The sequence below is a fragment of the Acinetobacter sp. TTH0-4 genome (assembly GCF_015602665.1).
GTDB lineage: Bacteria > Pseudomonadota > Gammaproteobacteria > Pseudomonadales > Moraxellaceae > Acinetobacter > Acinetobacter albensis.
On record NZ_CP059079.1, the window covers coordinates 252327 to 277090 of the forward strand.

The 24764-nt window shown below is 40.1% G+C and carries 19 protein-coding genes and 2 tRNA genes; 12 read left to right on the forward strand and 9 right to left on the reverse strand.

Features of this window, described 5'->3' with window-relative positions; translation table 11 throughout:
- Nucleotides 1-312 precede the first annotated feature (312 nt).
- The gene (locus tag H0S58_RS01185; RefSeq protein WP_195726917.1) at nt 313-2676 is read left to right on the forward strand and encodes a Tex family protein; all 2364 of its coding nucleotides are present in this window, start codon (nt 313-315) and stop codon (nt 2674-2676) included.
- 55 nt (nt 2677-2731) lie between these two features.
- Here H0S58_RS01185 and H0S58_RS01190 read toward each other — a convergent pair whose 3' ends face one another.
- From H0S58_RS01190 to H0S58_RS01200, 3 genes are all read right to left on the reverse strand, one after another.
- Nucleotides 2732-3046 (reverse strand): hypothetical protein, encoded by a 315-nt coding sequence (locus H0S58_RS01190; protein WP_092718807.1) that lies wholly within the window; start codon nt 3044-3046, stop codon nt 2732-2734.
- Between the two features lie 80 nt (nt 3047-3126).
- Nucleotides 3127-4014 carry an SDR family NAD(P)-dependent oxidoreductase gene (locus H0S58_RS01195; RefSeq protein WP_092718804.1) on the reverse strand — a complete coding sequence of 296 codons (888 nt, stop codon included), beginning with the start codon at nt 4012-4014 and terminating at the stop codon, nt 3127-3129.
- Nucleotides 4015-4327: 313 nt separating this feature from the next.
- Nucleotides 4328-5605: an O-acetylhomoserine aminocarboxypropyltransferase/cysteine synthase family protein gene (locus H0S58_RS01200; protein WP_195726918.1), complete on the reverse strand. Its 1278-nt coding sequence runs from the start codon at nt 5603-5605 to the stop codon at nt 4328-4330.
- A gap of 312 nt (nt 5606-5917) precedes the next feature.
- Between H0S58_RS01200 and ettA the strand changes: the two genes are divergently transcribed.
- The 5 genes from ettA (at nt 5918) to H0S58_RS01225 (ending at nt 14052) form a co-directional block, all read left to right on the forward strand.
- Complete coding sequence (ettA, locus tag H0S58_RS01205) at nt 5918-7579, forward strand: energy-dependent translational throttle protein EttA (RefSeq protein ID WP_053579395.1); 1662 nt, start codon at nt 5918-5920, stop codon at nt 7577-7579.
- A 197-nt stretch (nt 7580-7776) separates the two neighbouring features.
- On the forward strand, nt 7777-8187 hold the full coding sequence (locus H0S58_RS01210) for a cation efflux protein, CzcI-like (RefSeq protein ID WP_195726919.1): 411 nt from the start codon (nt 7777-7779) through the stop codon (nt 8185-8187).
- Nucleotides 8188-8245: 58 nt separating this feature from the next.
- The gene (locus tag H0S58_RS01215) at nt 8246-9607 is read left to right on the forward strand and encodes a TolC family protein (protein WP_195726920.1); all 1362 of its coding nucleotides are present in this window, start codon (nt 8246-8248) and stop codon (nt 9605-9607) included.
- 1 nt (nt 9608) lies between these two features.
- Nucleotides 9609-10865 (forward strand): efflux RND transporter periplasmic adaptor subunit, encoded by a 1257-nt coding sequence (locus tag H0S58_RS01220; protein WP_195726921.1) that lies wholly within the window; start codon nt 9609-9611, stop codon nt 10863-10865.
- A 76-nt stretch (nt 10866-10941) separates the two neighbouring features.
- Nucleotides 10942-14052: an efflux RND transporter permease subunit gene (locus tag H0S58_RS01225; protein ID WP_195727536.1), complete on the forward strand. Its 3111-nt coding sequence runs from the start codon at nt 10942-10944 to the stop codon at nt 14050-14052.
- A 48-nt stretch (nt 14053-14100) separates the two neighbouring features.
- Here H0S58_RS01225 and H0S58_RS01230 read toward each other — a convergent pair whose 3' ends face one another.
- The gene (locus H0S58_RS01230; RefSeq protein WP_193890817.1) at nt 14101-14901 is read right to left on the reverse strand and encodes a DUF4198 domain-containing protein; all 801 of its coding nucleotides are present in this window, start codon (nt 14899-14901) and stop codon (nt 14101-14103) included.
- A 150-nt stretch (nt 14902-15051) separates the two neighbouring features.
- On the opposite strand from H0S58_RS01230, the gene H0S58_RS01235 reads away from it, so the two are divergent.
- Nucleotides 15052-16017: a cation diffusion facilitator family transporter gene (locus H0S58_RS01235; protein WP_195726922.1), complete on the forward strand. Its 966-nt coding sequence runs from the start codon at nt 15052-15054 to the stop codon at nt 16015-16017.
- A gap of 34 nt (nt 16018-16051) precedes the next feature.
- Here the strand turns inward: H0S58_RS01235 and H0S58_RS01240 are convergent, their stop codons facing one another.
- The 5 genes from H0S58_RS01240 to H0S58_RS01260 all read right to left on the reverse strand — a co-directional run bounded on the left by H0S58_RS01240 (nt 16052) and on the right by H0S58_RS01260 (nt 18704).
- On the reverse strand, nt 16052-16393 hold the full coding sequence (locus H0S58_RS01240) for a hypothetical protein (protein ID WP_053579405.1): 342 nt from the start codon (nt 16391-16393) through the stop codon (nt 16052-16054).
- Between the two features lie 131 nt (nt 16394-16524).
- Nucleotides 16525-16600, reverse strand: a tRNA-Glu gene (locus tag H0S58_RS01245).
- Between the two features lie 34 nt (nt 16601-16634).
- A tRNA-Ala gene (locus tag H0S58_RS01250) sits at nt 16635-16710 on the reverse strand.
- A 57-nt stretch (nt 16711-16767) separates the two neighbouring features.
- Nucleotides 16768-18276 carry a glutamate--tRNA ligase gene (gene gltX, locus H0S58_RS01255; protein WP_195727537.1) on the reverse strand — a complete coding sequence of 503 codons (1509 nt, stop codon included), beginning with the start codon at nt 18274-18276 and terminating at the stop codon, nt 16768-16770.
- Nucleotides 18277-18401: 125 nt separating this feature from the next.
- A complete protein-coding gene (locus H0S58_RS01260) occupies nt 18402-18704 on the reverse strand; it encodes a hypothetical protein (protein ID WP_195726923.1) in 303 nt (100 codons plus the stop codon).
- 506 nt (nt 18705-19210) lie between these two features.
- Here H0S58_RS01260 and H0S58_RS01265 point away from each other — a divergent pair.
- The 5 genes from H0S58_RS01265 to ftsI all read left to right on the forward strand — a co-directional run bounded on the left by H0S58_RS01265 (nt 19211) and on the right by ftsI (nt 24761).
- Nucleotides 19211-20212, forward strand: coding sequence for a sulfate ABC transporter substrate-binding protein (locus H0S58_RS01265; protein WP_227592247.1), 1002 nt, complete (start codon nt 19211-19213; stop codon nt 20210-20212).
- Between the two features lie 234 nt (nt 20213-20446).
- Nucleotides 20447-21466: a sulfate ABC transporter substrate-binding protein gene (locus H0S58_RS01270; protein WP_227592248.1), complete on the forward strand. Its 1020-nt coding sequence runs from the start codon at nt 20447-20449 to the stop codon at nt 21464-21466.
- Nucleotides 21467-21668: 202 nt separating this feature from the next.
- Entirely contained in the window at nt 21669-22592 is a 924-nt protein-coding gene (gene rsmH, locus H0S58_RS01275; protein WP_195726924.1) for a 16S rRNA (cytosine(1402)-N(4))-methyltransferase RsmH, read from the forward strand.
- Nucleotides 22592-22924, forward strand: a complete 333-nt coding sequence (ftsL, locus tag H0S58_RS01280; protein ID WP_053579410.1) for a cell division protein FtsL — start codon at nt 22592-22594, stop codon at nt 22922-22924. The genes rsmH and ftsL overlap by 1 nt, the downstream gene beginning before the upstream one ends.
- Nucleotides 22925-22937: 13 nt before the next feature.
- Nucleotides 22938-24761 (forward strand): penicillin-binding protein PBP3, encoded by a 1824-nt coding sequence (ftsI, locus tag H0S58_RS01285; RefSeq protein ID WP_053579411.1) that lies wholly within the window; start codon nt 22938-22940, stop codon nt 24759-24761.
- Nucleotides 24762-24764 lie beyond the last annotated feature (3 nt).

Sequence of the window (24764 nt, forward strand, 5' to 3'; positions counted from 1 at the left end):
TCATCGTAAACAAAAGTACGGATAACCTCGAGTATACGATTCATTTGTATCTGTTTACTATGCTCTAAAGCAACAAATATTGCAGTTAAAATCAAGACATAGATACCAAATGTATACATCTTGATTATGCTTTAGAAAGCTTAATCTAGCCGCTAAAAATCAGCTAATCGGTTAATTTTGTCGTGAATTATAAAAAATAATTGAATTGGCAATATTGCCCACTTAAAAATTTAATCAAAACAATTGTGGATTTTATAGTCTTGGTCTTTATAATCATGCCATTTAGTACTTATCCTTGTGGGATCAAACACGATGACTGACTTAGTTCAGCAGTTAGCAAAAGAAATTGCGGTACGTCCGAATCAAGTAGAAGCGGCCATCAAACTCATTGATGATGGTGCAAGTGTTCCTTTTATTGCACGTTACCGTAAAGAAGCAACTCAAGGTTTAGACGATACGCAATTACGTCAACTCGATACACGGTTATCTTATTTACGTGATTTATTTGAGCGCCGTGAAAAAGTCATTGAATCATTGAAAGAACAAAATAAATTGTCAGATGATTTGCTGAATCGCGTCAATGCTGCTGAAACCAAGAATGCACTAGAAGAGCTATATGCGCCGTACCGTCCAAAACGTACCAGCAAATCGTTTAAAGCCAGAGAAGCGGGTTTAGGTCTAGCTGCAGAAAAAATTGCGCATGAGATGATTGAACCAGCAGCAGCTTTAGCTGGCTTTAGCCATGAAGATTATCCTGATTTAGAGAGTCAGCTCGATGCAGTTCAGCATATTTTAATTGATGACTGGGCTCAAAATATTGCTTTGACCACCGATCTCAAAGCAACATTTGCCAAAACAGCGCTACTTAAAAGTTTAGTGGCCAGTGATGAGAAAAAAGAAGTCGGTAAAAAGTTCCGTGATTACTTCGATTTTTCTGAAAACTTGAATAAAGTACCTTCACATCGTTTATTGGCGATGTTGCGTGGTCGTCAAGAAAATGTCTTGGGCTTAAAAGTCGATGGTGAGGATACTGCACCACTGTCCCGCATTGAAACTGAATACAACTTAGATACTGTTCAGCCACAAGCACGTCAAGATTATTTAAAACAAACAGCTAAACTGTTCTGGCTGGGTAAAATTCGTCCGCAAATTGAACATTCATTATTGACTGAAAAACGTTTAACGGCTGAAACCGAAGCCATGAATGTGTTTGCTGAAAATTTACGTCATTTATTGCTATCTGCACCTGCAGGGGCACGTACAACCTTGGGCGTTGACCCAGGAATTCGTACTGGCGTGAAGTTGGCGGTGGTCAATCAGTCAGGTGATGTATTGGCGCATAGCACCATTTATCCATTTGCTCCGAAAGAAGACAAAGAAGGTTCTATTGCTGAACTTACGCGCCTATGCCGTGAATTTAATGTCGATTTAATTGCAATTGGTAATGGGACAGCAAGTCGCGAAACTGAAGCGGTCGTCGCTGAAATGATGGCTGCGAATGCAGATCTGAATTTAACACGTGTTTCAGTATCAGAGGCGGGTGCATCGGTTTATTCAGCTTCCGAATTGGCATCGAATGAATTACCTGATTTGGATGTTTCTATCCGTGGTGCTGTATCGATTGCGCGTCGTTTACAAGATCCATTGGCAGAATTGGTGAAAATTGATCCAAAATCTATTGGTGTGGGGCAGTATCAGCATGATGTCAATCAAACCGGTTTGGCAAAAACCCTAGAAGCTGTGGTCGAAGATTGTGTGAACTCGGTGGGTGTTGATGTGAATACTGCATCACCCGCGATTTTGTCTTATATCGCAGGTTTAAATAAATCGATTGCACAGCAAATTTTTGATTATCGTAAAGAAAATGGGCCTTTTGACAACCGTCAAGCGTTAAAGAAAGTGCCACGTTTAGGTGAACGTACATTTGAACAAGCAGCTGGTTTTTTGCGTATTCAAGCGGGTTCAGAACCATTAGATGCATCCGCAGTGCATCCTGAAAGTTATGCTTTGGTCAGTAAAATTGTGGAAGCGAAAGCGACTACAGTGAAAGATATTATTGGAAATTCTGAAATTATTCGCCAAGTGAATGCAGAAGAATTTGCTGATGAAAAATTCGGCCTACCGACCATTCAAGATGTTTTAAGCGAGCTTGAAAAACCGGGCCGTGATCCACGTCCAGAATTCCGTACTGCAAAATTCCGTGAAGACATTACTGAGTTATCTCAACTTACGGAAGGGATGCAACTAGAAGGTGTAATCACCAATGTCACCAACTTTGGTGCATTTGTAGATGTAGGTGTACATCAGGATGGTTTGGTACACATTTCTGAATTGGCCAATGAATTTGTTGCCGATCCACATAAGGTGGCTAAACCTGGTCAAATTGTTCAGGTTCGTGTATTAAGCGTAGATGCTGAGCGTAACCGTGTGAATTTGTCGATGCGTCCTGAAGGTTCAGAAGCACCTGTAAAAGCACCACGTCAGCCACGCCGTGAGCAAAACACTTCAACTGAACCACGTACTGAGCGTAAGCCACAAGCGAAGCGTCCACAGCAGACGCGCCCTCAAAGTGATCGCCCACAAGTGAAGAAACCTCAATCAGCTAAACCTCAAGAGCAAAAAATTGGTGGTTTAGGTGCATTGTTATTACAAGCCGGGATTAAGGGTTCTAAATAATTTTTAGAATGCTTTAACTGCCAAAGAAAACCTCCCAATTGATTGGGAGGTTTTCTTATGCAAGTTTGGGCACAATCCAGCTACAAAGAATCAGCATAATGCCCAAATGACCCAGCTTGCGAGTGATTTTTTCTAAAGTTGAAAGTTCGACTGATGATTGTTGCGAGGTGGCTTTAACTTTCAGTGCGCTAATCGACTTGTTAAAATGTAAAAAAACGCCTAAATCGATACAGATCAGCAGGGTACCAATATTTGCGGCTATTTCAAGAATCTCATAATTTTGTTGGTAGAAGGCAGAACTGACTTGATAACCCAAAAATAAGGCATAAGCAAAACAGATATATTGGAAAATGAGAGCAGCAATACGCATAAAAATCTAACAACAAAAAACAATACTTATTTATAGCATAAAAAAACCAGTCTATTGACTGGTTTAAGAGTGAATCAATCTTACCAATGTTCGCCTGGGAACAAACGTGCATATGCTTTTTGAACCCAATTTAATTTTTGTGGCTCACCGACTGAAGCTGAAGAGCTAGGGAACAAGTTGTAGCCAATTGACATCAATTTATTATTAATATCAGGTGCAATTGAATAAGTAATCGATGCCAAACGACCTAAGTGTGTGGCCACTTTCTTTGGACGTTTCACAATGGCATACGCAATTAAATCTGCGGCTTGTTCTGGTGATAAAGTGGGCACATATTTATAAATTTTAGTGGGTGCAATCATGGGTGTACGTACCAATGGCATATACACAGAAGTAATCGCAATTTTATGTGAATGAACTTCGGCAGACAAACAACGGCTAAATGCATCTAGTGCCGCTTTAGAAGCCACATAAGCTGAGAAACGTGTTGCATTGGCCAATACGCCAATAGAGCTAATATTAATAATTTGACCATCACGACGTGCCATCATTTGCGGCAAAATGTTCATGACCAAGCGAATGGCACCAAAATAATTCAATTGCATGGTACGTTCAAAATCATGAAAACGGTCTGAAGATTCGTGTACTGCACGGCGAATCGAACGACCTGCATTATTAATGAGAATATCAATATGATCCACAGAAGCTAAAATTTGTTGTGACACTTCATCAATTGATTCCATATTATTTAAGTCACATGGAAAAACAGAAGCCTGCCCACCTTTTTTTTCAATTTCAGCTTTGACTTCATCTAAAGTTTCTTTGGTACGTGACACCAGTAAAACGTGAGCACCTGCGGCTGCCAGTTTATGTGCCGCCGTTAAACCAATCCCGCTTGATGCGCCGGTGATTAAAACAACTTTACCGTTTACTCTATTTTGAAAGAGTTTCTCTAATTTTGAATTCACGCTATTTTTTCCTGATTAAATACAACAAAATTCTAGATTATGCTTTTTTATATTCCATTATTTAGCTCGAATTTTCCGCAATTGAGCTATTGTGATTAAGTCCATGATACTCAATGCTAAAAAAAAAGCCATAAATAAGTCACTGAATTTACAAATATAATTAGAGTAATTGCTCTATTGTTATGCGACCCGTTCCTTGTTTTTTATCATAGGTTTAAAACAAAGCAAAGAGAAATAAGCAAAAAAACCTATTCTTTATAAAAAACCATCTTTCTCTATACAAAAGATGGCTAAAAATAGGTTTTTGAAAAATTTAAACCTGTGAGAGTGCTTGTTCTAAATCTGCAATTAAATCATCGATGTGTTCAATACCCACCGATAAGCGCACCATATCAAGACTGACGCCTGCAGCTTTTAATTCAGCTTTATTCAACTGACGGTGCGTGGTGGTGGCAGGATGACAAGCCAGACTTTTGGCATCACCAATATTGACCAAACGGGTGAAAAGTTGCAAGGCATCAATAAAACGTGTGCCGCCTGCGATGCCATCTTGCACACCAAAAGACAAAATAGCAGAGGGTTTGCCTTTCACATATTTTTGCGCCAATGCATGTTGTGGGTGGTCTTTGAGGCCTGCATAGTTGACCCATTTCACTTTGGCGTGTTGTTGTAAATATTCAGCCACTTTCTGCGCATTTTCTGTGTGGCGCTCCATGCGTAAGTTAAGCGTTTCTAAACCTTGTAAGATTAAAAATACGTTGTGTGGGCTAATGGCTGCGCCAGTATTTCGCAAAGGAACTACACGGGCACGAGCAATAAAAGCAGCTGCGCCTAAAGCTTCGACATAGTTCACCCCGTGGTAACTTGGATCGGGCGTATTCAACACTTTAAAGCGTTCAGGATATTTGCCCCAAGGGAACTTCCCGCTATCAATAATGGCACCGCCAATGGAGTTACCATGACCACCAATATATTTGGTCAGTGAATGCACCACAATGTCGGCCCCATATTCAAACGGTTTAAGTAAGGCAGGGGTGGCGACAGTATTATCGACAATGACAGGGACACCATATTCATGGGCAATTTTTGTAATGGCCTCTAAATCAATGATATTACCGAGCGGATTACCAATCGATTCAACAAAGACCAGTTTGGTCTTTTCATCAATTAAATTATGCAATTCTTCGGGGTTTTGGTAGTCAAAGAAACGTACTTCAATACCTTGTTTCGGCAGGGTATGTGCAAATAAGTTGTAAGTACCCCCATATAAAGTCGAAACAGAGGCAATATTGTCACCAGCTTCAGCAATGGTTTGAATGGCATAGGTAATCGCAGACATGCCTGATGCGACAGCTAAGCCCCCAATTCCACCTTCAAGTGCAGCCAAGCGTTGTTCCAAAACTGCTGTAGTGGGATTCATAATCCGAGTGTAGATATTGCCCTGTACCTTTAAATCAAATAAATCGGCCCCATGTTGGGTATTGTCAAAAGCATAAGATGTGGTTTGATAAATCGGGACGGCCACGGCTTTTGTGGTGGCTTCAGGGGTATAACCTGCATGAATAGCGAGTGTTTCGTCTTTATAGGTCATGTTGACATCATCTTTGTGAAGTTAAATATTGATCCAGTGTAGCATTGCTATATATGAATGAAATTGCGATTTAAATTAAATTGTTATCTTAAATATTCATATAAAGGATACTATTCATAAATAGTCATTTCACAAGTAAAAGCCTGATTGCCATGTTTAAAAAATAAACATGCCGAGAGTTGTAACATTCTATTCAAGATCACAGCTATCCCTTATTTTTTCACTGCTTTCATCGTATAATGCCCAGAATATTTGTTCGCATGCGGTTTTTGATCACGTGCGAATTTTGCTTTTTCTATAGAGGAGTCCTACGTGGCCCAATATATTTACACGATGAACCGTGTGTCGAAAATGGTTCCGCCTAAACGCGAAATCTTAAAAGACATCTCTTTATCATTTTTCCCAGGTGCAAAAATTGGTGTACTTGGTTTAAACGGTGCAGGTAAATCTACTTTGCTTCGTATTATGGCTGGCGTAGATAAAGATTTCTCAGGTGAAGCACGTGCTCAGCCGGGTATTAAAATCGGCTATCTTGAGCAAGAACCACCACTTGATCCCGCTAAAGACGTTCGTGGTAACGTTGAAGATGGTTTACGTGAGCCACTTGATGCCTTAGCACGTTTGGATGAAGTTTTTGCAGAATATGCAGCAGAAGATGCTGACTTTGATGCCCTTGCCAAAGAGCAAGAGAAATTAGAGTCGATCATTCATGCTTGGGATGCACATAACTTAAGCAACCAAATGGATCAAGCTGCTGCGGCATTGAACCTTCCTGCTTGGGATGCTGACGTTACTTTGCTTTCAGGTGGTGAACGTCGCCGTGTTGCACTGTGTCGTTTACTTTTGTCTAAGCCAGACATGTTACTTCTTGATGAACCGACCAACCATTTGGATGCAGAATCTGTCACTTGGTTAGAACGTTTCTTGAAAGACTTTGCCGGTACAATCGTGGCAATTACGCATGACCGTTATTTCTTGGATAACGTGGCTGAGTGGATTCTGGAGCTTGACCGTGGCATGGGTATTCCTTACCAAGGGAACTATACCAATTGGTTGGAACAGAAAAATGCCCGTTTAGAGCAAGAGAATAAGCAAGAAGAATCTTTTGCTAAAGCATTAAAGAAAGAACTTGAATGGGTTCGTTCTAATGCCAAAGGTCAACAAAAGAAAAACAAAGCGCGTATGGAACGTTTTGAAGAGCTGAACTCTAAAGAATTCCAACAACGTAATGAAACTTCAGAAATCTATATTCCACCGGGTCCTCGTTTAGGGAACAAGGTGGTTGATGTTGAAGGTATCAGTAAATCGTTTGATGGTCGCTTGTTGTATGAGAACTTAACCTTCTCTGTTCCACCAACGGCAATTGTCGGTATTGTGGGGCCGAATGGTGCGGGTAAAACGACATTATTCCGTATGATGACAGGCGAACAGCAACCCGATACAGGTTCGGTGATACTGGGCGAATCGGTTAAAGTGGCTTATGTCGGTCAGTTGCGTGATACTTTAGATGATAAGAAAACGGTTTGGGAAGAAATTTCTGGCGGTTTAGATATCTTACGTATTGGCGATTATGAAATTGCATCGCGTGCCTATATCGGACGTTTTAACTTTAAAGGTCAAGATCAGCAAAAACGCGTAGGTGAATTGTCGGGTGGTGAACGTAACCGTTTACAGCTTGCGAAAATCCTGCAAATGGGCGCAAACGTGATCTTACTGGATGAGCCATCGAACGACTTGGATATTGAAACTTTACGTGCACTTGAGGATGCAATTCTTGTATTCCCAGGCACAGTGATGGTGGTATCGCATGACCGTTGGTTCCTAGACCGTATTGCAACGCACATCTTGTCATTTGAAAACGAACAACCTGAGTTCTATGCAGGTAACTATGCTGAATATGAAGCATACCGTCAGTCACGTTTAGGTGATGCGGGTGTACAAAAGCGTTCTAAATACAAAAAAATTGGCGGCTAATCTCCAGTTTTAAATTAAAAAACCAGCCTACGGGCTGGTTTTTTTGTCAGAGTTTTGATCGATGGATGCTTTACAAGCATCAGATTTGTGAGATTTCAATCCGACCATGCTTTCTGAGTTTAAACCTTGTAATTTTATAACATCAACTAAACTGCTATAGTGCCGTATCGTTTGATTATTGCTCAGAAGTTTATGGTGTGAAGAAGTCTAATATTTTTATCACCTTCATGTTAAGTTTGTTCATATTCCAAAGTCTATGGAATGTGGCAGCTGCATTTTGTGTGCATGAAACATTGTCGACTCATTCAACCACATTGCCCCATTTTGGTCATCATGGTGCGGTACGTTGTGAACAGAATCAAACGACAAAACATACCCAGATGCAAGCATTGCAAGAAAAAATGCAGTTATCAAGTGTATTTGCAACAGATGATCATCGTGATCATTTGCCTTCATTTGCACATTTTATATTGAGCGATGTGCAACAATCAGCGAACGAACCCTTGTTCTCTGCATACGTGCCGCGTCTAGAATTTGACTGGCATAATTTATATCAGTCCCCGCATTTATCTCGAGCAAACCCACCGCCCGTTCTTACCCCGCTATAAGGTGGGGTAGCCTAAAATATGACCCACCACTTATTTTCTTATTAAGTGGGGCAGTCAAATGTCTAAAATTATATGTCATCTCGAAACACAGCATCATGCTGTTCAGTTTTCCTTAATTGGTGCGTTATTGTTGGGGTGCTTATCCTCGGTGGTCTACGCAGAATCTGGGCAAACAGGTCTAAGCTTGGAACAAGCAATACAAAACACGACCGATTATCAGCAGTCACAAACCATCTGGGCAACGCAACACAAGATTGCCTCGGCGAATATTCATCAATCAAAATTGTGGATAAATCCTGAGTTATCCATAACGCAAACTGGCTTTGGCTCAAATCAAGATCAAGAGTTATCCATTGGTCTTTCTCAGCCCTTAGATATTTTTGGTGAACGTAAAGCCCATCAGAAACTGGCCCAAATTGCCCAAACTAAAATGAGTTTGAATGAGCAAATTTATCATGCGCAACTTGAGCTTGCCGTGAAATATTTGTGGTCGCAACTGGCGATTTTTGAACTGGAACGTCATGTGGTTCAAGAACAGCTTAATGTCAGTCAAGATAATTTGAATGCCATTGAAAAGCGCTATCAAGCAGGTAGTGTCGCAGAGGTCGATGTCGATCGTGCGCGTTTAAGCCATGCAGAAAATATACGTTTATATCGACAAGCTGACTTACAAGTACAGGTTGCGACCCAGCAATTGTCCAATGTCTGGGGTGTTTCGGATAAAACGATTCAGATTGGTTTATCACCGAAGTTGTTATGGCCGTCTTCAACCCATCAACAAGTACAACAGTATTTGTCAAAAAATTTATTTGAAAAATCACGTCAGTTACAGCTGCTTGAGGCTAAAGCAAGTGTGGATCAGCTGAAAGTATCGGCACGCCCAAATCCCACTTTAAATGTGGGGATGAATCGAATCAAATCGCCTCAGACATCAACAGAAAATGAATTGATGCTGGGGGTGTCTATTCCGCTGAATATTTTTAATCGTCAACAATATGGGGTGAAAATTGCCCAAGCCAAATACGATGTTTTGGAGAAGCAACAGGCATTTTATTTGAAACAGAATGCCTTGCAAGTCGGTACGTTATTAACTGAATTACAAGGATTGGAAGTGCAATTCAAGCATGTGGATCAAACTCAAATTCCATTGGCGATGCAAGTACAACGCAAAACATTGCTGGGCTTTAGTGCAGGAAAATTTGCAGTGACTGAGGTGCAACAAGCGACTTTACAATTGCAAGAAGTGCGTATGTGTAAAGTGCAATTGCTGAAAGAAGCTTGGCAACGTGCCATCGAAGCAGAAAGTTTAAGTTTGGGTATTCAGCCTAGCCAAGTCATGGCGAAAGATGCTATTGCACAAATCAATCAGAATTTATGGCAAGACACACAAGCTTTAGCAGTCATTGGCGGGGAAAAATAATATGCGACAAATGCAAAGAAATTTAAAAAATCAATTAGGCAAAATTTCCCAAAAATTACTCATTGTGATGGCTTTAATCGTGACTGCATTGCTTGCACTGGGTTTGTTGATTTCAGATAAAGGTAATTCTGTGAAACAAGATGCGCATGGACAGAAGGAAGAGGGTGAACATGCGGAAGACGAGGCTGCAAATACTGCACATGCTGAGACTGAACATGGCGAGGAAATTGCGCTGACAGCAAAACAAATTACGGAACAAGGCATACAGCTCGCTTTGGTTGAGGTAGGTGCAGTTACAAAATCGGCTTCTTATCCTGCCAAAGTGACCGTAAATACGGACCGACAGGCGCATGTTTCTCCTGCATTTAGTGGTTATGTGGAAAAAGTGAATGTGGAACTTGGGCAACGGGTAGCAAAAGGTCAAGCATTGGCGACGTTGATGGTGCCTGATTTGGTAGATCAACAAGCCAACTTGCAGATTGTTCAAGCCAATTTAGAATTGGCACATCAGGACTATGAACGTGAGCGACAGTTGTGGTCACAGGGGATTTCTGCAAAGCAGGATTATCAACGGGCTTATCATGCTTACAAACAGGCACAAATTCAGGTACAAGCCAGCAAATCGCGTTTATCGGCTTTTGGCGCAGCATCGGGTTCAAATGGTCGTTATGTTTTAACTGCACCTATTTCAGGCATCATCAGTAAAAAAGATTTGGTGGTGGGGGAAAATGTTCAGCTTGCAAATCAATTATTTATTATCGATCAATTGGATCAACTCTGGCTTGAGTTTATTGCACCCAGTGCTGACTTGAGTGCAATTGGTCTAAATCAAAAAATCGAGTTTAAATCGCTACAAACAGGCAATCTGTTTAAAGCACAAATTCAAAGTTTAAATACCGAAGCCGATTTACAAACAGGTCGATTGCAAGTTCGTGCCAAAATATTATCGAGTGCGACCGAGCTGCGTCCAAATTTAATGGTCAATGTGCAATTGCAACAAGCGGGATCATCTCAAGCATTGCGTATTTTAAAAAGTGCTATTCAAAAAGTTGAAGGCAAAGATGTCGTTTTTGTTGCCTTTGAACATGATCAGAACATTGAATTTAAAGCACAACCAGTGGTTTTGGGACAAATTTCAGGTAATGCTGAATGGGTTGAAGTGCAATCGGGTTTGACTCAAGGACAGCAATATGCGGCACAAGGCAGTTTCTTATTGAAATCTGAACTGGAGAAAGGAGAGGCGAGTCATGAGCATTAATGACGATTCTTCAAACCAGTCAACCTCAAAAGTGAACAAAACATTCAATTCAGATCAACTTCCTGCGCCTGAAGGGATGTTTGATCGTCTGATTCAATTCTCGATTCAAAATGCCATTTGGGTAATGTTATTTATTGTCGCTTGGATTGGCATTGGGATATACAGTTATCAAAAATTACCGATTGATGCTGTCCCTGATATTACCAACACCCAAGTTCAAATTAATACACAGGCCACAGGATTTACCGCATTAGAAGTTGAACAACGCATTACCTATCCGATTGAAAATTCGATGGCAGGTTTGCCCAAGCTTGAACAAACCCGTTCAATTTCTCGTTATGGTTTGTCACAAGTCACGATTATTTTTAAAGATGGCACAGATATTTATTGGGCTAGACAGCAAATTAATCAGCGTTTACAAGAGGCTCAAGCAGAATTACCCAATGAGATTGCCCCGACTATGTCACCTGTTTCAACAGGATTGGGAGAAATTTATCAGTGGGTAATCAAAGCTGAACCGAATGCAAAAAAGCCAGATGGTACAGCTTACAGCGCGACGGACTTGCGTGAAATTCAAGATTGGATTGTACGTCCACAATTACAACGTGTTGCAGGGGTGGCAGAAGTCAACTCGATTGGTGGATTTAATAAAACCTATGTGGTGACCCCCGATTTAAATCGGTTGCAACAATTGCAAATTCCGTTAACCGATTTACAAATCGCTTTAACCCAAAACAATGAAAACCGTGGTGCAGGTTTTATTGAGAATAATGGTCAGCAGATGACAGTGCGTGTACCTGGCACACTCAATAGCATTGAAGATATTCAAAATGTCACGCTTGCCCACAAAAATGGTTTTCCAATTCGGGTTGCAGATGTTGCAACGGTGTCGATTGGGCATGATTTGCGTACAGGTGGAGCCACTTACAATGGTGAGGAAGCCGTGTTGGGTATCGCCATGATGATGATGGGTGAAAACAGTCGAACGGTTGCGCAAGCTGTGGATGCGAAAGTGAAAACCATTCAACAATCTTTGCCTAAAGGGGTAATGATTGAAACGGTATATGACCGTACAGATTTGGTCGAACGTGCGATTAAAACCGTACAGAAAAATCTAGTCGAAGGCGCAATTCTGGTCATTGTGATTCTGTTTTTATTTTTGGGAAATTTTCGTGCTGCACTGATTACAGCCTGTGTGATTCCGCTATCCATGTTATTTACTTTGGCAGGTATGGCTGAGCAAAAAATCAGTGCCAATCTGATGAGTTTGGGCGCATTGGACTTCGGTATTATTGTAGATGGTGCCGTGGTTATGGTTGAAAACTGTATTCGTCGCTTGGCTGAAGCACAACATGCGAAAGGTCACTTATTGACCAAAGCCGAACGTTTTAAAGAAGTCTTTCTCGCGGCCAAACAAGCACGCCGTCCTTTAATTTTCGGACAGTTAATCATTCTTGTGGTGTATTTGCCCATCTTTGCTTTAACTGGCGTAGAAGCCAAGCTGTTTCATCCTATGGCGATGACAGTGGTATTGGCCTTGTTCGGTGCAATTATTTTATCTGTCACCTTTGTACCTGCCGCAGTGGCTTTATTTGTCAATGGTGAAGTCAAAGAAACAGAAAGCCGTTGGATGCTGTGGCTGAAACAAAAATATGAAAAGCTGCTAAATCTGGCATATGAATTTAAATTTTTTGTGGTCACCTTGGCGCTGTGTATTTTAGTTCTATCAGGTGTGCTTGCCAGCAAAATCGGCAGTGAGTTTTCACCGACCTTAAGTGAAGGTGATTTTGCCGTTCAGCAAATGCGTTCACCCAGTACAGGTTTGGAACAATCTTTACGCATGCAGGAAAATACTGAAAAATTGCTGCTCAAAGCTTTTCCAGAAATTAAAGCGATTTTTGCCCGTACAGGTACAGCAGAAGTGGCGACTGATGTGATGCCCCCCAATATATCTGATGCAGTATTGTTGTTAAAACCGCGTGACCAATGGAACAACCCCAAAGAAACCATTGATGAATTACGTCAGCGTATGATTGCTTTTTTAACCACTTTACCTGGAAACAATAGTGAGTTTTCACAACCCATCGAGCTTCGATTTAATGAATTGATTTCAGGTGTACGAAGTGATGTAGGCGTGAAAATTTTTGGTGATGATATGGTGGTTTTAAATCAACAAGCCACCCGTATTGCACAGCACATTAAAACCATTTCTGGCGCCACTGCTGTCAATGTTGAACAAACCTCAGGTTTGCCCCTGTTAAATATTGAAATAAATAAAGCAGCCGCAGCTCAATATGGTTTATCTGTCAGAGCGATTCAGGATTTGGTTGCCACCAGTGTAGGTGGTCAGAATCTTGGGCAAATTCTGCAAGGTGATCGTCGTTTTGACTTTGTGATTCGTTTGGATGATGCGCAGCGTACTCCTGAATATTTAGCGGTATTGCCGATACAAACGCCAAATGGTGGTCTGATTCAACTTCAAGATGTGGCCAAAGTTGAAAATATTTTAGGCATTAATCAAGTCAGTCGAGAAGATGGCAAGCGTCGTGTGGTGGTCACGGTCAATGTAGAAGGTCGTGATTTGGGTTCATTTGTAACAGAATTACAAACAACCTTGGCAAAACAAGAAATGCCTGCGGGATATTGGTTAGATTATGGGGGGCAGTTTGAAAATCTGAGTTCTGCCAAAGCACGTATGCAGTTGGTGGTGCCTTTGGCGTTAATCACTATTTTTATTTTGCTGATGGCGGTGTTTCATAACATTAAGGAAAGCTTGCTGGTATTCACAGGCGTACCTTTTGCTTTATGTGGGGGCTTAGTTGCGCTGTGGCTACGCGATATTCCATTGTCTATGTCCGCAGGAGTGGGTTTTATTGCTTTGTCAGGTGTTGCGGTACTCAACGGTTTGGTGATGTTGACCTTTATTAAAGAGCTACGCCAACAATTGGATGTCTATCAAGCCACATGGCAGGGTGCAATTCTGCGTTTACGTCCAGTCTTGATGACGGCATGTGTGGCATCGCTAGGGTTTATTCCCATGGCGATAGCGACAGGTACAGGTGCAGAAGTACAACGACCTTTGGCTACAGTGGTCATCGGTGGAATTGTCTCATCTACTTTACTGACCTTGTTCATTTTACCTGTGATCTATCGTTGGATGAATGAAAAAGTTGGCTTGAAAAATTAAATATTAAGCCGCGCTATACCTGAATATTTTCAGATATAGCGCGTTGGATTAAGATGTTGAATTGTTTACGCCTAAGCTGATGATGGTGTAATACTGATTTTTAGGTACAGCTTTCGGATCTGACTTTTCATTGACTTCAATTAAATAGCCACCTGCTTGAGGAAACGTGATGGTGCTTGAGCCATTGGCATTGACAGAGATCGATTGTGCTTGTTGATCGGTTGCACCTTGTTTACGCAGTAAAACCTCTGCTTGAACAAGGGGTTTGCCTGCTTTGCTTAGTTGAAGTTGGACAGGTTGTCCAGCTATGATTTGATTTGGATGGATATTGAAGCTGACTTGAATCGGTGCGGGTGTCGCTGCAACGGGAGAGGTATTTTCTTTACTGAGGTAGCTTTGAATGCTCCACTCACGCACAGTATCTACTTTTTTAGGTAATTTGCCTTTAAAGTCACTTGGAATCACATAATCACGTTCAGCTAATGCGGGTACTTTGTCAGCCGCGACATCTGAAAATATTTTCCACTGTTTATTGTGTTGTATATATTGAATTGGATAAGAAGTTTTGGCATGAAGGGTATACGTCCCTTTTTCAGGCAACTTAAGATCAAATGCCGTGACTGATTCTAAAGTACTTTGCGGTTGAACAGTCACAACAGTTTGATTGGGTTGAATGACATTAAATTGGACATCTTTTAAGGCATATTCACTATTTAAGGCTTCTTCAGCATAGCCACTAAAGATAGGCATTTGAGTATTTGTGGTGGTGTAATTTAAAGGTGCTACATAAGGTTCATGCGCTTGGCTGTACGAGCAAATGAGTAAAGCAAAAGCTAAATATGGTTTCATCAAGCATGATCCTAAATCAGAGGTTTATATTTTCAAGAAAGAATTAAATTGTATAAAAATGAGTATAACGAAGAAATATTTTAATTGATAATAATAATGATTATCAATATTAATTTAAAACTAAATAGATTGAATAATAAGAGGTAACTTATGACGCAACATGGACATGATCATAGTCATGCACTGGTCACAGAAGACAATGCAAAAAAATTAACCTTTGCATTGATTTTGACCACATCATTTTTAATTATTGAGGTGATAGCTGGATTTATGACCCAAAGTCTGGCTTTGCTGTCAGATGCTGCACATATGTTTACTGATGCAGCAGCGCTTGCGATTGCTTTGGTTGCCATTAAAATTGGCAAACTACCCGCAGATGATAAGCGCACTTTTGGTTATCAGCGCTTTGAAATTTTGGCCGCATTATTTAATGCTTTGATGTTGTTTGTCGTAGCGATATATATTTTATTTGAAGCTTATCAACGGTTTTCTCATCCACCCGAAATTCAAAGTCTAGGCATGTTAATAGTTGCGTCGATAGGTTTAGTGATTAATCTTATTTCGATGAAAATACTCGTTTCAAGTGCACAAGAGAGTTTAAATATTAAAGGCGCTTATCTAGAAGTCTTGAGTGATGCCTTGGGTTCTGTGGGTGTGATGATTGGTGCAATCGTGATTTATTTTACCCAGTGGTTTTGGGTAGATACCTTAATAGCTGTATTAATTGGGTTTTGGGTATTGCCACGTACTTGGATATTACTCAAACAAAGTATTCATATTTTACTTGAAGGTGTGCCTGAAGAAATTGATATTGAACAACTGCGAAATGATTTGCTGAGTCTAAATGCCGTAGAAAGCATTCATCAACTCAAAGTCTGGGCGATTACTTCAAAAAATGTACATTTAACGGTTCATCTATATGCACCAAATGCCGATCATAATGCCTTATACCAGCAAGCATGGCAGATGCTCAGTCACTCCCATGGGATTACCGAAATGACACTGCAAATTGAGGAGGAAGAATGTGTGGTACATTCATATCCACATGCTGGTCATTCTAAACATGATCATGAACAGCCTTTGCATGATACAAATCAAGACTCACATCAGCACTGACATTTGGCACAGTGCTGATGTGAGAGAGGAATGCTTAAATTTCCCATTCGTGATCACATTCACGACATTTCCATTTCTTTTGTGATTGCATGAAACTTTGCATCGAAATTTTAAAGTCGGGTAGGTCACGCCAAAACAGAATGCCCGCGACAACACAAATGCTAAAAACAATGACAGTCGCAATTTGTAAATTTTGCCCAGCACCATCTCCAAAGATCCACATGGAAACGCTAATTAAAACCAGTAATAACAGTATAAAAATGGCAGGAATTAAAAAAACCAAGCTTTTGGGAACCACAGGTCGTGGTGCGGGTTGCCCTGTTTGTGCGACGGGCATAATTTTAGGACTTTGGCATTTGGGGCAACGGTATTGCATTATGACTCCACAATTTAAATCTATGCGTTATTTTAATCGGAATAACAAAGAAAGCAAAAATACCCAGAACAAAATAGTTAAAATTTTCCATAAAAAAAAGCCACTGACTTGATCAGTGGCTTTTTAGAATTTGGCGTCCCTACGGGGATTCGAACCCCGGTTACCGCCGTGAAAGGGCGATGTCCTAGGCCTCTAGACGATAGGGACTTATCGAGGCAACACAGGTAAAGCATAAAAAACTTGGTGGAGTCAAGGAGGATCGAACTCCTGACCTCTACAATGCCATTGTAGCGCTCTACCAACTGAGCTATGACCCCAGTCTGTGTGAGCGCAATATTAGGGGCATTGTGCTTACACGTCAACTATAAATTTAATTATGCATCATCAACTGCATCATTTTTCGGCAATTTTAAGCTTTCATTCAGTTTTTCCCACACTTTTGTTTCTTTTTTACTCGGTCCGCCAACAATTTCAAGTGCATGACGTAAACGAGCAAAGGTTAAATCTGGTCCAAGAGTAACCATCGATTGCATAACAGGCGTTGAACTGGTCGAACCTGCAATGGCAATAAAGAAAGTCGGCATAAAATCACGGAGTTTAATTTCCATTTGGTTGGCTAAATCCATCAGGGTTTGGCTTACCGTGTCATTATTCCAAGTAAATAAATTTTCTAAACGCCAAATTGCAAATTGTAAACTTTGACGCACTTGTTCTTCGGATAATTTTTTGCTTTCAAATTGTTCTTTGGAAAGTGTCGGAAATTGGTTGAAATAGAAACCTGCCCAATTCACAGCTTCAGACAATAAATTAATTCGTGGTTGAATCGCAGCAGCAATTGCCTCAAGGGTGTTACGATCAGATTTCCAAGCCAAAAGCGTATTGAGTAATTCAGCAGGGGAAAGTGCTTTAATCCACTGACCATTCAACCAATTGAGTTTTTCCACATCAAAAATTGGACCACCAAGTGAGACACGTTGAATGTCGAAATGCTCAATCATGTCGGCCAAAGAGAATTTTTCACTTTCATCAGGCATAGACCAACCCATGCGACCCAAATAATTGAGTAATGCTTCAGGTAATACGCCAATATCCTTGTAGTAATTAATTGAAGTTGGATTTTTACGTTTTGATAATTTTGATTTATCCGGATTGCGAAGCAAAGGCATATGACACAACACTGGCATGTCCCAGCCAAAGTATTGATACAATAATTGATGTTTTGGTGCCGACGGAATCCATTCTTCGCCGCGAATGACATGCGTAATTTGCATCAAATGGTCATCGACCACGTTTGCAAGATGATAGGTTGGCAAGCCGTCTGTTTTTAACAGGATCTGCATATCCACTTGTGCCCATGGAATTTCTACTTCACCACGGAGCAAATCATTAAATTTGCAGCTGCCTTCGGACGGTACTTTCATCCGAATAACATGTGCCTCACCCGCTGCCAAGCGACGTGCTACGTCATCGCTGGATAATTCTAAACCACGTCCATCATAACGCGGGTTTTCACCTCGCGCTTGTTGCTCGACACGCATTTGATCTAATTCTTCTGCACTGGCAAAACAATAGAAAGCATGACCTTTTTCCACTAGATCTAAAGCATATTGTTTGTAAATATCCATACGTTCAGATTGACGATAAGGTGCATGTGGGCCACCAATATCTGGGCCTTCTGACCAATTTAAGCCTAACCAACGCAGTGAATCTAAAATCATTTTTTCAGATTCAGGTGTTGAGCGCAGTTGGTCGGTATCCTCAATACGAAGAATAAATTCACCGCCATGTTGTTTGGCAAAACATAAATTGAATAAGGCAATATATGCAGTACCTACATGTGGAAAACCAGTAGGAGAAGGGGCAATACGAGTACGAACAGTCATCATTAGTATTTTTCAGAATGTGAATGATGACTATTATAACGAAAAAGCCTAATCACTTAATGCTAAATTCAACATTGAAATGATTAGGCTGAGTTTTAATTTCTAATCATAGAAATTAAATAAATTTATGAGTAATTTTGAGGGAAAAGCGCTTGCACAAAACGGCTAAATTTTTGATTTTGAGCAGCAAAAAAACTTTGTGTTGGTGCTACTTTAATTTCTGTTAGTACTTTTAAATCATTATCTGGACGTAAAGTATTTGCACCTTGCTTTTGTTGCTGTAACACTTTTTCAATCAGGGATGAGCGTTCAGGACTCAGCGTTACTTTGGTATCTGCGGTTTTAATAGCAGCAGTATGGCTTAGTTGGGTCATGAGTCCGACCGTCAAACTTAAACTTAATACTTTAACAAACGACATATACTTCATTTTCCACATCCCCCTTTTGGTTCTGAAACTGCTAAATATTGTTTTTCTATGCTTACACTACTATTTAACCACATAAAAAAATACAAAAGTAGAATTGAGTTACACTCTTTTACAAAACGATAAAAAAGTAATTTAATTTATAGGCTTTGTACCACAAGAATATGTAGATAGCGTGAAGATTAAAGAGGGCTAAGATAAATTTTTATAGACAAAATTGCAAAATCAGACGTTGTAATCTGTTCGAAATGAAAAGAATAAATCTTAAATACTTATTTAATTCTTTGTAATTTAAAGATTTATTTATTTTATTTCAATGATTGTATATTTATCGAGGTGTTTTATAGAGCGATGGTATCTAAGTGCTTAGATAAAAAAGTGTAAATTTTAGTACTTTAATGAATATCTTTAAAACTGATGAAGAATAAATAAAATAATATAACTATATGATTGTTAAAATAATTTTGTATAAATATAGTGGCATTATTATGACGATAGAGTTGATACAAATGAAAAAAATAATCGCTTCTGGTTTTTTGCTTTTATTGGGGAGTGTGACTTCAGCGAGTTTCGCTGCAAAAGATTTTTTAAATGTTTCCTATGATCCAACGCGTGAATTTTATCAAGAATATAATCAGGCCTTTGGCACTTTCTGGAAACAAAAAACGGGACAAGAAGTGAATTTTAAACAATCACATGGCGGATCTGGAAAACAAGCCCGTTCTGTCATTGATGGTTTACAGGCAGATGTAGTGACTTTGGCTTTGGCCAATGATATTGAGGAAATTGTAAATGCAGGTTTAATTCATAAAAATTGGCAAAAACAATTTCCCAATAATTCTGCACCTTATACTTCAACAGTCGTATTTTTAGTACGTAAGGGGAATCCTAAAAATATTAAAGATTGGAATGATTTAACCAAATCTGGGGTAGAAATTATTACGCCTAATCCAAAAACAGGCGGTGCGCCACGCTGGATTTATCTTTCTGCTTGGGGATATGCGCTTAAACAACCCGGTGGCAATGATGCGAAAGCACGTGAGTTGGTCAAAAAACTTTACGGTAATGTGAAAGTACTCGATTCAGGCGCACGTGGTTCTTTAACCACTTTTGCTGAACGAGGCATAGGCGATGTATTGCTTTCTTGGGAAAATGAAGCTTTGTTGGCAACTCAAGGTTTAGGAAAAGACAAATTTCAGATTATTTATCCTTCTATTTCAATCTTGGCAGAACCATCGGTGGCTATTGTGGATAAAAATGTGGATAAAGATGGTAATCGCAATTTAGCTAAAGGATATTTGAATTATTTATATTCGCCTAAAGGACAAGACTTAGCTGCGCAATATTTTTTCCGTCCTCGTAATGCGCAAATTGCAGCAAAATATGCAGCACAATTTCCAAAAATAAAATTGTTTAGTATTGGTGATGTATTTGGTGGCTGGGCAAAAGCACAAAAAACTCATTTCGTGAATGGTGCCGTATTTGATCAGATTTATGCTGAAAAGAAATAGTACATTGATGAAGTATAAATAAAGGAAGAAATGAATAGCTGATCATCTATTCATTTCTTAGACTAAAAATGCTGATCCTCATTGAAATTATTGAAGTATTTCAACCCTATTTTTTCAAAATAAAACAAAGAAAAGATACATGAATTTGAAATTAAACAATTAAAAATGGATGAATTGCGATTTTTAACTTTATTTCATATAGTTAGTTACATGAGATAAAAAGTAGACCTTGTGATGAAAATTCAATTTAAAGCTTTAATCAGTGCAGTGTTACTGACCAGTAGTGTTGCTTTTACTGCGACCACTACCCAAGCGGCTGACCGTGATTTCTTAAATGTGTCCTATGATGCTACCCGTGAATTTTATGATGAATTCAATCAATCTTTTGGTGCATATTGGAAGCAACGTACTGGAAATACAGTAAAGTTCAAACAGTCACATGGGGGTTCGGGTAAACAAGCGCGTTCTGTGGTTGATGGTTTAAAAGGCGATGTCGTGACTTTGGCTTTAGCCAATGATATTGAGGAAATTGTAAAATCTGGGCAAATTCAGTCTGGTTGGCAAAAAGAATTTCCAAATAATTCAGCGCCCTATACATCGACTATCGTGTTTATGGTGCGTAAGGGTAATCCAAAACAGATTAAAGACTGGTCTGATTTAACCAAGCCAGGCGTACAAATTATTACCCCAAATCCTAAAACAGGAGGCTTGCCACGTTGGGTATATTTATCTGCATGGGGATATGCCTTAAAACAGCCGAATGGAAGCGATGCTAAAGCGCAGGATTTCGTCGGTAAACTGTATCGCAATGTCAAAGTCATGGACTCAGCAGCACGTGCTTCAATGACCACCTTTGCGGAACGTGGCATCGGTGATGTTTTGCTGACGTGGGAAAATGAAGCTTTAGTGACACAAAAAACCTTGGGTAAAAACAAGTTCGATATTATTTATCCGTCTATTTCAATTTTAACTGAACCTTCAGTCGCAATTGTTGATAGAACGGTAGAGAAAAATGGCAATAAATGGTTAGCCAAAGGATATATCAACTATTTATATTCACCTTTAGGTCAAGAAATGGCAGCAAAACATTTCTATCGTCCACGTAATCCACAAGTGTTGGCGCAGTATTCTGCCCAATTCCCTAAAATTAAAACCTTTACCATTGATGAGGTATTTGGTGGATGGGCTAAAGCACAGAAAACTCATTTTGTGAATGGGGCAATTTTTGATCAGATTTATAATGCGCGTAAATAATGCGTGTCCAATAATTTAATAAGCTTTCAATCCGTTAATGCCAGTCAATGCACACATTGACTGGCATTTTTATGCTTTTATAAAAAGTTAAAACGTATTTCCCTATCGAAAGTAATATTTTCCAACAAAAAGTCGTTTGGAGCTTTGTTAAAACAAGGTAATAATGTGCAGTTACATTTTCCATAGTTTTGATTGAACCCTTATGTCGCACATTTCTGTATTACTTCACGAAACTGTTGATGCCTTGTTGGCAGGTCGCAATACAGGAATTTATATAGATGGCACGTTTGGACGTGGTGGGCATACCCGTTTACTGTTATCTAAACTGGATGAAAATGCACGGGTTTATGGGTTTGATAAAGACCCTCAAGCTTTAGAAACGGCAGCAATATTAGAACAAGAAGATTCACGCTTTAAAATTATTCATGCTAGCTTTGCCGATTTAAAACAAGAACTTGAAGCGCGTGAGATAGGTTTGGTTGATGGCGTAATGGCAGATTTAGGCGTGTCTTCTCCACAATTGGATCAAGCTGAACGTGGTTTTAGCTTTATGAGAAATGGTCCACTCGATATGCGGATGGATAATTCACAAGGGCCGACTGCGGCTGAATGGTTGGTTCAAATTGAAGAAGAAGATTTGGCCAATGCTATTTTTCAATATGGTGAAGAACGTTATAGTCGCCGTATCGCAAAAGCCATTAAAGCTGCGGGCTATATTGAAACCACTGCACAATTAGCAGAAATTGTGAAAGTTGCCCATCCGAAATGGGAAAAAAATAAACATGCAGCGACACGAACTTTTCAAGGAATTCGTATTGCCATTAATAAAGAATTAGAAGATATTGAAGCTTTCTTGCCGCAAGCAATAGATGTGCTCAAAACAGACGGTCGTTTAGCGGTCATTAGTTTCCATTCGTTAGAAGATCGTTTAATTAAACAATTTATTCAAAAAGAATCTACTTTAGCGGAAGATACCAGTTGGGGCATGCCACAAGAACGGGAAGATACCCGTCGTTTAAAGAAAATTTCCCGAGTACGTGCCAGTGAAGAAGAGATCAAAGCCAATTTTCGTTCACGTAGTGCATGGCTCAGAGTTGCAGAACGCTTAGCTTTAAAAGGCGAATAATGAAAACTGAAGTTGTTGCAAAGAAAACAGAAAAAAAAGCGATGAAAAAAATCATCACTTATATCGTTTTATTGATATTGGTCTTTGTGAGCGCCATTATGGTGGTTTTTCAAGTCTTTGAATACCGTCATGATTACCGTGAACTGAGTTCTTTTACCCGAGAAAAAGATGACTTAAATGCAGAGTGGGGACGTTTGCTCATCGAGCAACAAACCTTTGGTGCAACAGCGCAAATTGGAACACGTGCTGTGACCCAATTGCGGATGTATTCACCGCCTGCAGGGCAAACGGTGGTCATTTCTTTACCAATAACTTCAGAAGATAAAAAATAAGGCTAGCGGTCATATGTTGGACAACAGAAATAAACAGGTGCGAAAAAAGCAGCCGTCTACTAGCAACAAAAATACACTGACTCTAGATCGGTGGCGTTTTTATCTGATGTGGAGTGTGGTTTTACTTTGCTTTCTGGCTTTAGTGGGACGGGCATTTTACGTCCAAATTATTAATAAAGATTTTTTACAAAACAAAGCCAATGCCAATATTCTAAGAACTGAAAAAGTTAAAGCGATGCGTGGCGTCATTTATGACCGTCATGGTGTGCCTTTAGCCATTAGTACACCCGTGATGAAAGTTGTGATTGATCCACGTGACTATTTTGATGCAAAAAAACAGTTTGAGGAAATCAGCGCAGAACTGGTGAAAGATCCCAATAACCGTAAGCTTAAACGTCAATTACCCGATAAAAATTTAAATTTAGATGAACTGGCCGATGCCGTCGGCATAGACCGTGCCGATCTGAAAAAGAAAATGAACGACCGTCCGCGCTCACGCTATTTAGTGTTGCAAAAAGAAATACCACCTCAGCAAGCGGATCTCATTGCAAAGCGTGAATTTCAGGGGGTTTATACCGAAAAAAACTATAAGCGTTATTATCCACAGCCTCAACCGAATGCACAAATTATTGGTTTGACCAATAGTGAAGGAATCGGCATTGAAGGCTTGGAAATGCAAATGAATTCGGCATTAGCAGGCAATGATGGAGAACAACAAATTGTTCGAGATAAAAAAGGCAATCGTTTTAAAGACCCTGAAGTGATTAAAGAGGTTGAAGCCGGAGAAAATATTACGTTAAGTATCGATTCTCGTTTGCAGTACATCATGTATCGCGAATTAACAGCGGCAGGGGTGGCCAATAATGCACGTTCAGCAACTGCGATTGCGGTAGATGTGAAGACTGGGGAAATTTTGGCAATGGCCAGTTGGCCTTCTTATAATCCAAATGACAAAAAAAGTTTAAATAATAAAGATGCGATGCGTAACCGCGGTGCGGTCGATTCATTTGAACCCGGTTCCACCATGAAACCTTTGACCATTGCCATGGCATTGGAGAGTGGCAAATATATGCCTAACTCGGTGGTCAATACTTCACCAGGAAGTATGCGGGTGGGTAATCATACCATTCGAGATACCCATAATTATGGTGCATTGACCTTAGGCGGTATTATCCAGAAGTCTTCTAACGTTGGGGTTGCGAAACTGGCCTTGTCTTTGCCTTATGCCACACTACCAACATTCTATAAACGGGTCGGCTTTGGGCAGCGTTCAGCAGTCAAATTCCCAGGTGAAAGTGGTGGTTTAATTTTGCCACCAAGTAAATGGAATGTTTCAGAAGTCGCTACCATGGCCTATGGTTATGGTTTAAATGCGACGGTATTGCAGATGGCAGATGCCTATGCGATGTTGGCGAATAAAGGCTTAAAAATGCCTTTGAGTCTATACAAATTAGAACAGCCACCCAAAGGTGAACAACTGATTGATGCTAAAATTGCTGATCAGGTACTCTTGATGATGGAAACTGCCACTTTACCTGGCGGAACGGCAACACGTGCCACGATTCCAGGTTATCGGGTTGCAGGAAAAACAGGAACAGCGCATAAACTACGTGCAGATCGTAAAGGCTATTCACAAAGTGATTACCGCGCACTCTTTGCAGGGGTTGCACCTGTAAGTGACCCACAACTGGCTATGGTGGTGGTGGTTGAAAATCCAAAAGGCTCCTACTACGGCGGCACAGTGTCTGCACCTGTATTTGCCCGTGTGATGCAAGAATCATTACGTTTAATGAATGTTCCTTTAGATAAACCCTTAGATGCTCCCAAAATTCAGTAATAG

Excerpts from the sequence above, each read along its gene's own strand:
- H0S58_RS01185 (WP_195726917.1), top strand. The coding sequence starts at position 313 with ATGACTGACTTAGTTCAGCAGTTAGCAAAAGAAATTGCGGTACGTCCG.
- H0S58_RS01190 (WP_092718807.1), bottom strand. The coding sequence starts at position 3,046 with ATGCGTATTGCTGCTCTCATTTTCCAATATATCTGTTTTGCTTATGCC.
- H0S58_RS01200 (WP_195726918.1), bottom strand. The coding sequence starts at position 5,605 with ATGACCTATAAAGACGAAACACTCGCTATTCATGCAGGTTATACCCCT.
- H0S58_RS01215 (WP_195726920.1), top strand. The coding sequence starts at position 8,246 with ATGTCTAAAATTATATGTCATCTCGAAACACAGCATCATGCTGTTCAG.
- H0S58_RS01220 (WP_195726921.1), top strand. The coding sequence starts at position 9,609 with ATGCGACAAATGCAAAGAAATTTAAAAAATCAATTAGGCAAAATTTCC.
- H0S58_RS01225 (WP_195727536.1), top strand. The coding sequence starts at position 10,942 with ATGTTTGATCGTCTGATTCAATTCTCGATTCAAAATGCCATTTGGGTA.
- H0S58_RS01230 (WP_193890817.1), bottom strand. The coding sequence starts at position 14,901 with ATGAAACCATATTTAGCTTTTGCTTTACTCATTTGCTCGTACAGCCAA.
- H0S58_RS01235 (WP_195726922.1), top strand. The coding sequence starts at position 15,052 with ATGACGCAACATGGACATGATCATAGTCATGCACTGGTCACAGAAGAC.
- H0S58_RS01240 (WP_053579405.1), bottom strand. The coding sequence starts at position 16,393 with ATGCAATACCGTTGCCCCAAATGCCAAAGTCCTAAAATTATGCCCGTC.
- gltX (WP_195727537.1), bottom strand. The coding sequence starts at position 18,276 with ATGACTGTTCGTACTCGTATTGCCCCTTCTCCTACTGGTTTTCCACAT.
- H0S58_RS01260 (WP_195726923.1), bottom strand. The coding sequence starts at position 18,704 with ATGAAGTATATGTCGTTTGTTAAAGTATTAAGTTTAAGTTTGACGGTC.
- H0S58_RS01265 (WP_227592247.1), top strand. The coding sequence starts at position 19,211 with ATGAAAAAAATAATCGCTTCTGGTTTTTTGCTTTTATTGGGGAGTGTG.
- H0S58_RS01270 (WP_227592248.1), top strand. The coding sequence starts at position 20,447 with ATGAAAATTCAATTTAAAGCTTTAATCAGTGCAGTGTTACTGACCAGT.
- rsmH (WP_195726924.1), top strand. The coding sequence starts at position 21,669 with ATGTCGCACATTTCTGTATTACTTCACGAAACTGTTGATGCCTTGTTG.
- ftsL (WP_053579410.1), top strand. The coding sequence starts at position 22,592 with ATGAAAACTGAAGTTGTTGCAAAGAAAACAGAAAAAAAAGCGATGAAA.
- ftsI (WP_053579411.1), top strand. The coding sequence starts at position 22,938 with ATGTTGGACAACAGAAATAAACAGGTGCGAAAAAAGCAGCCGTCTACT.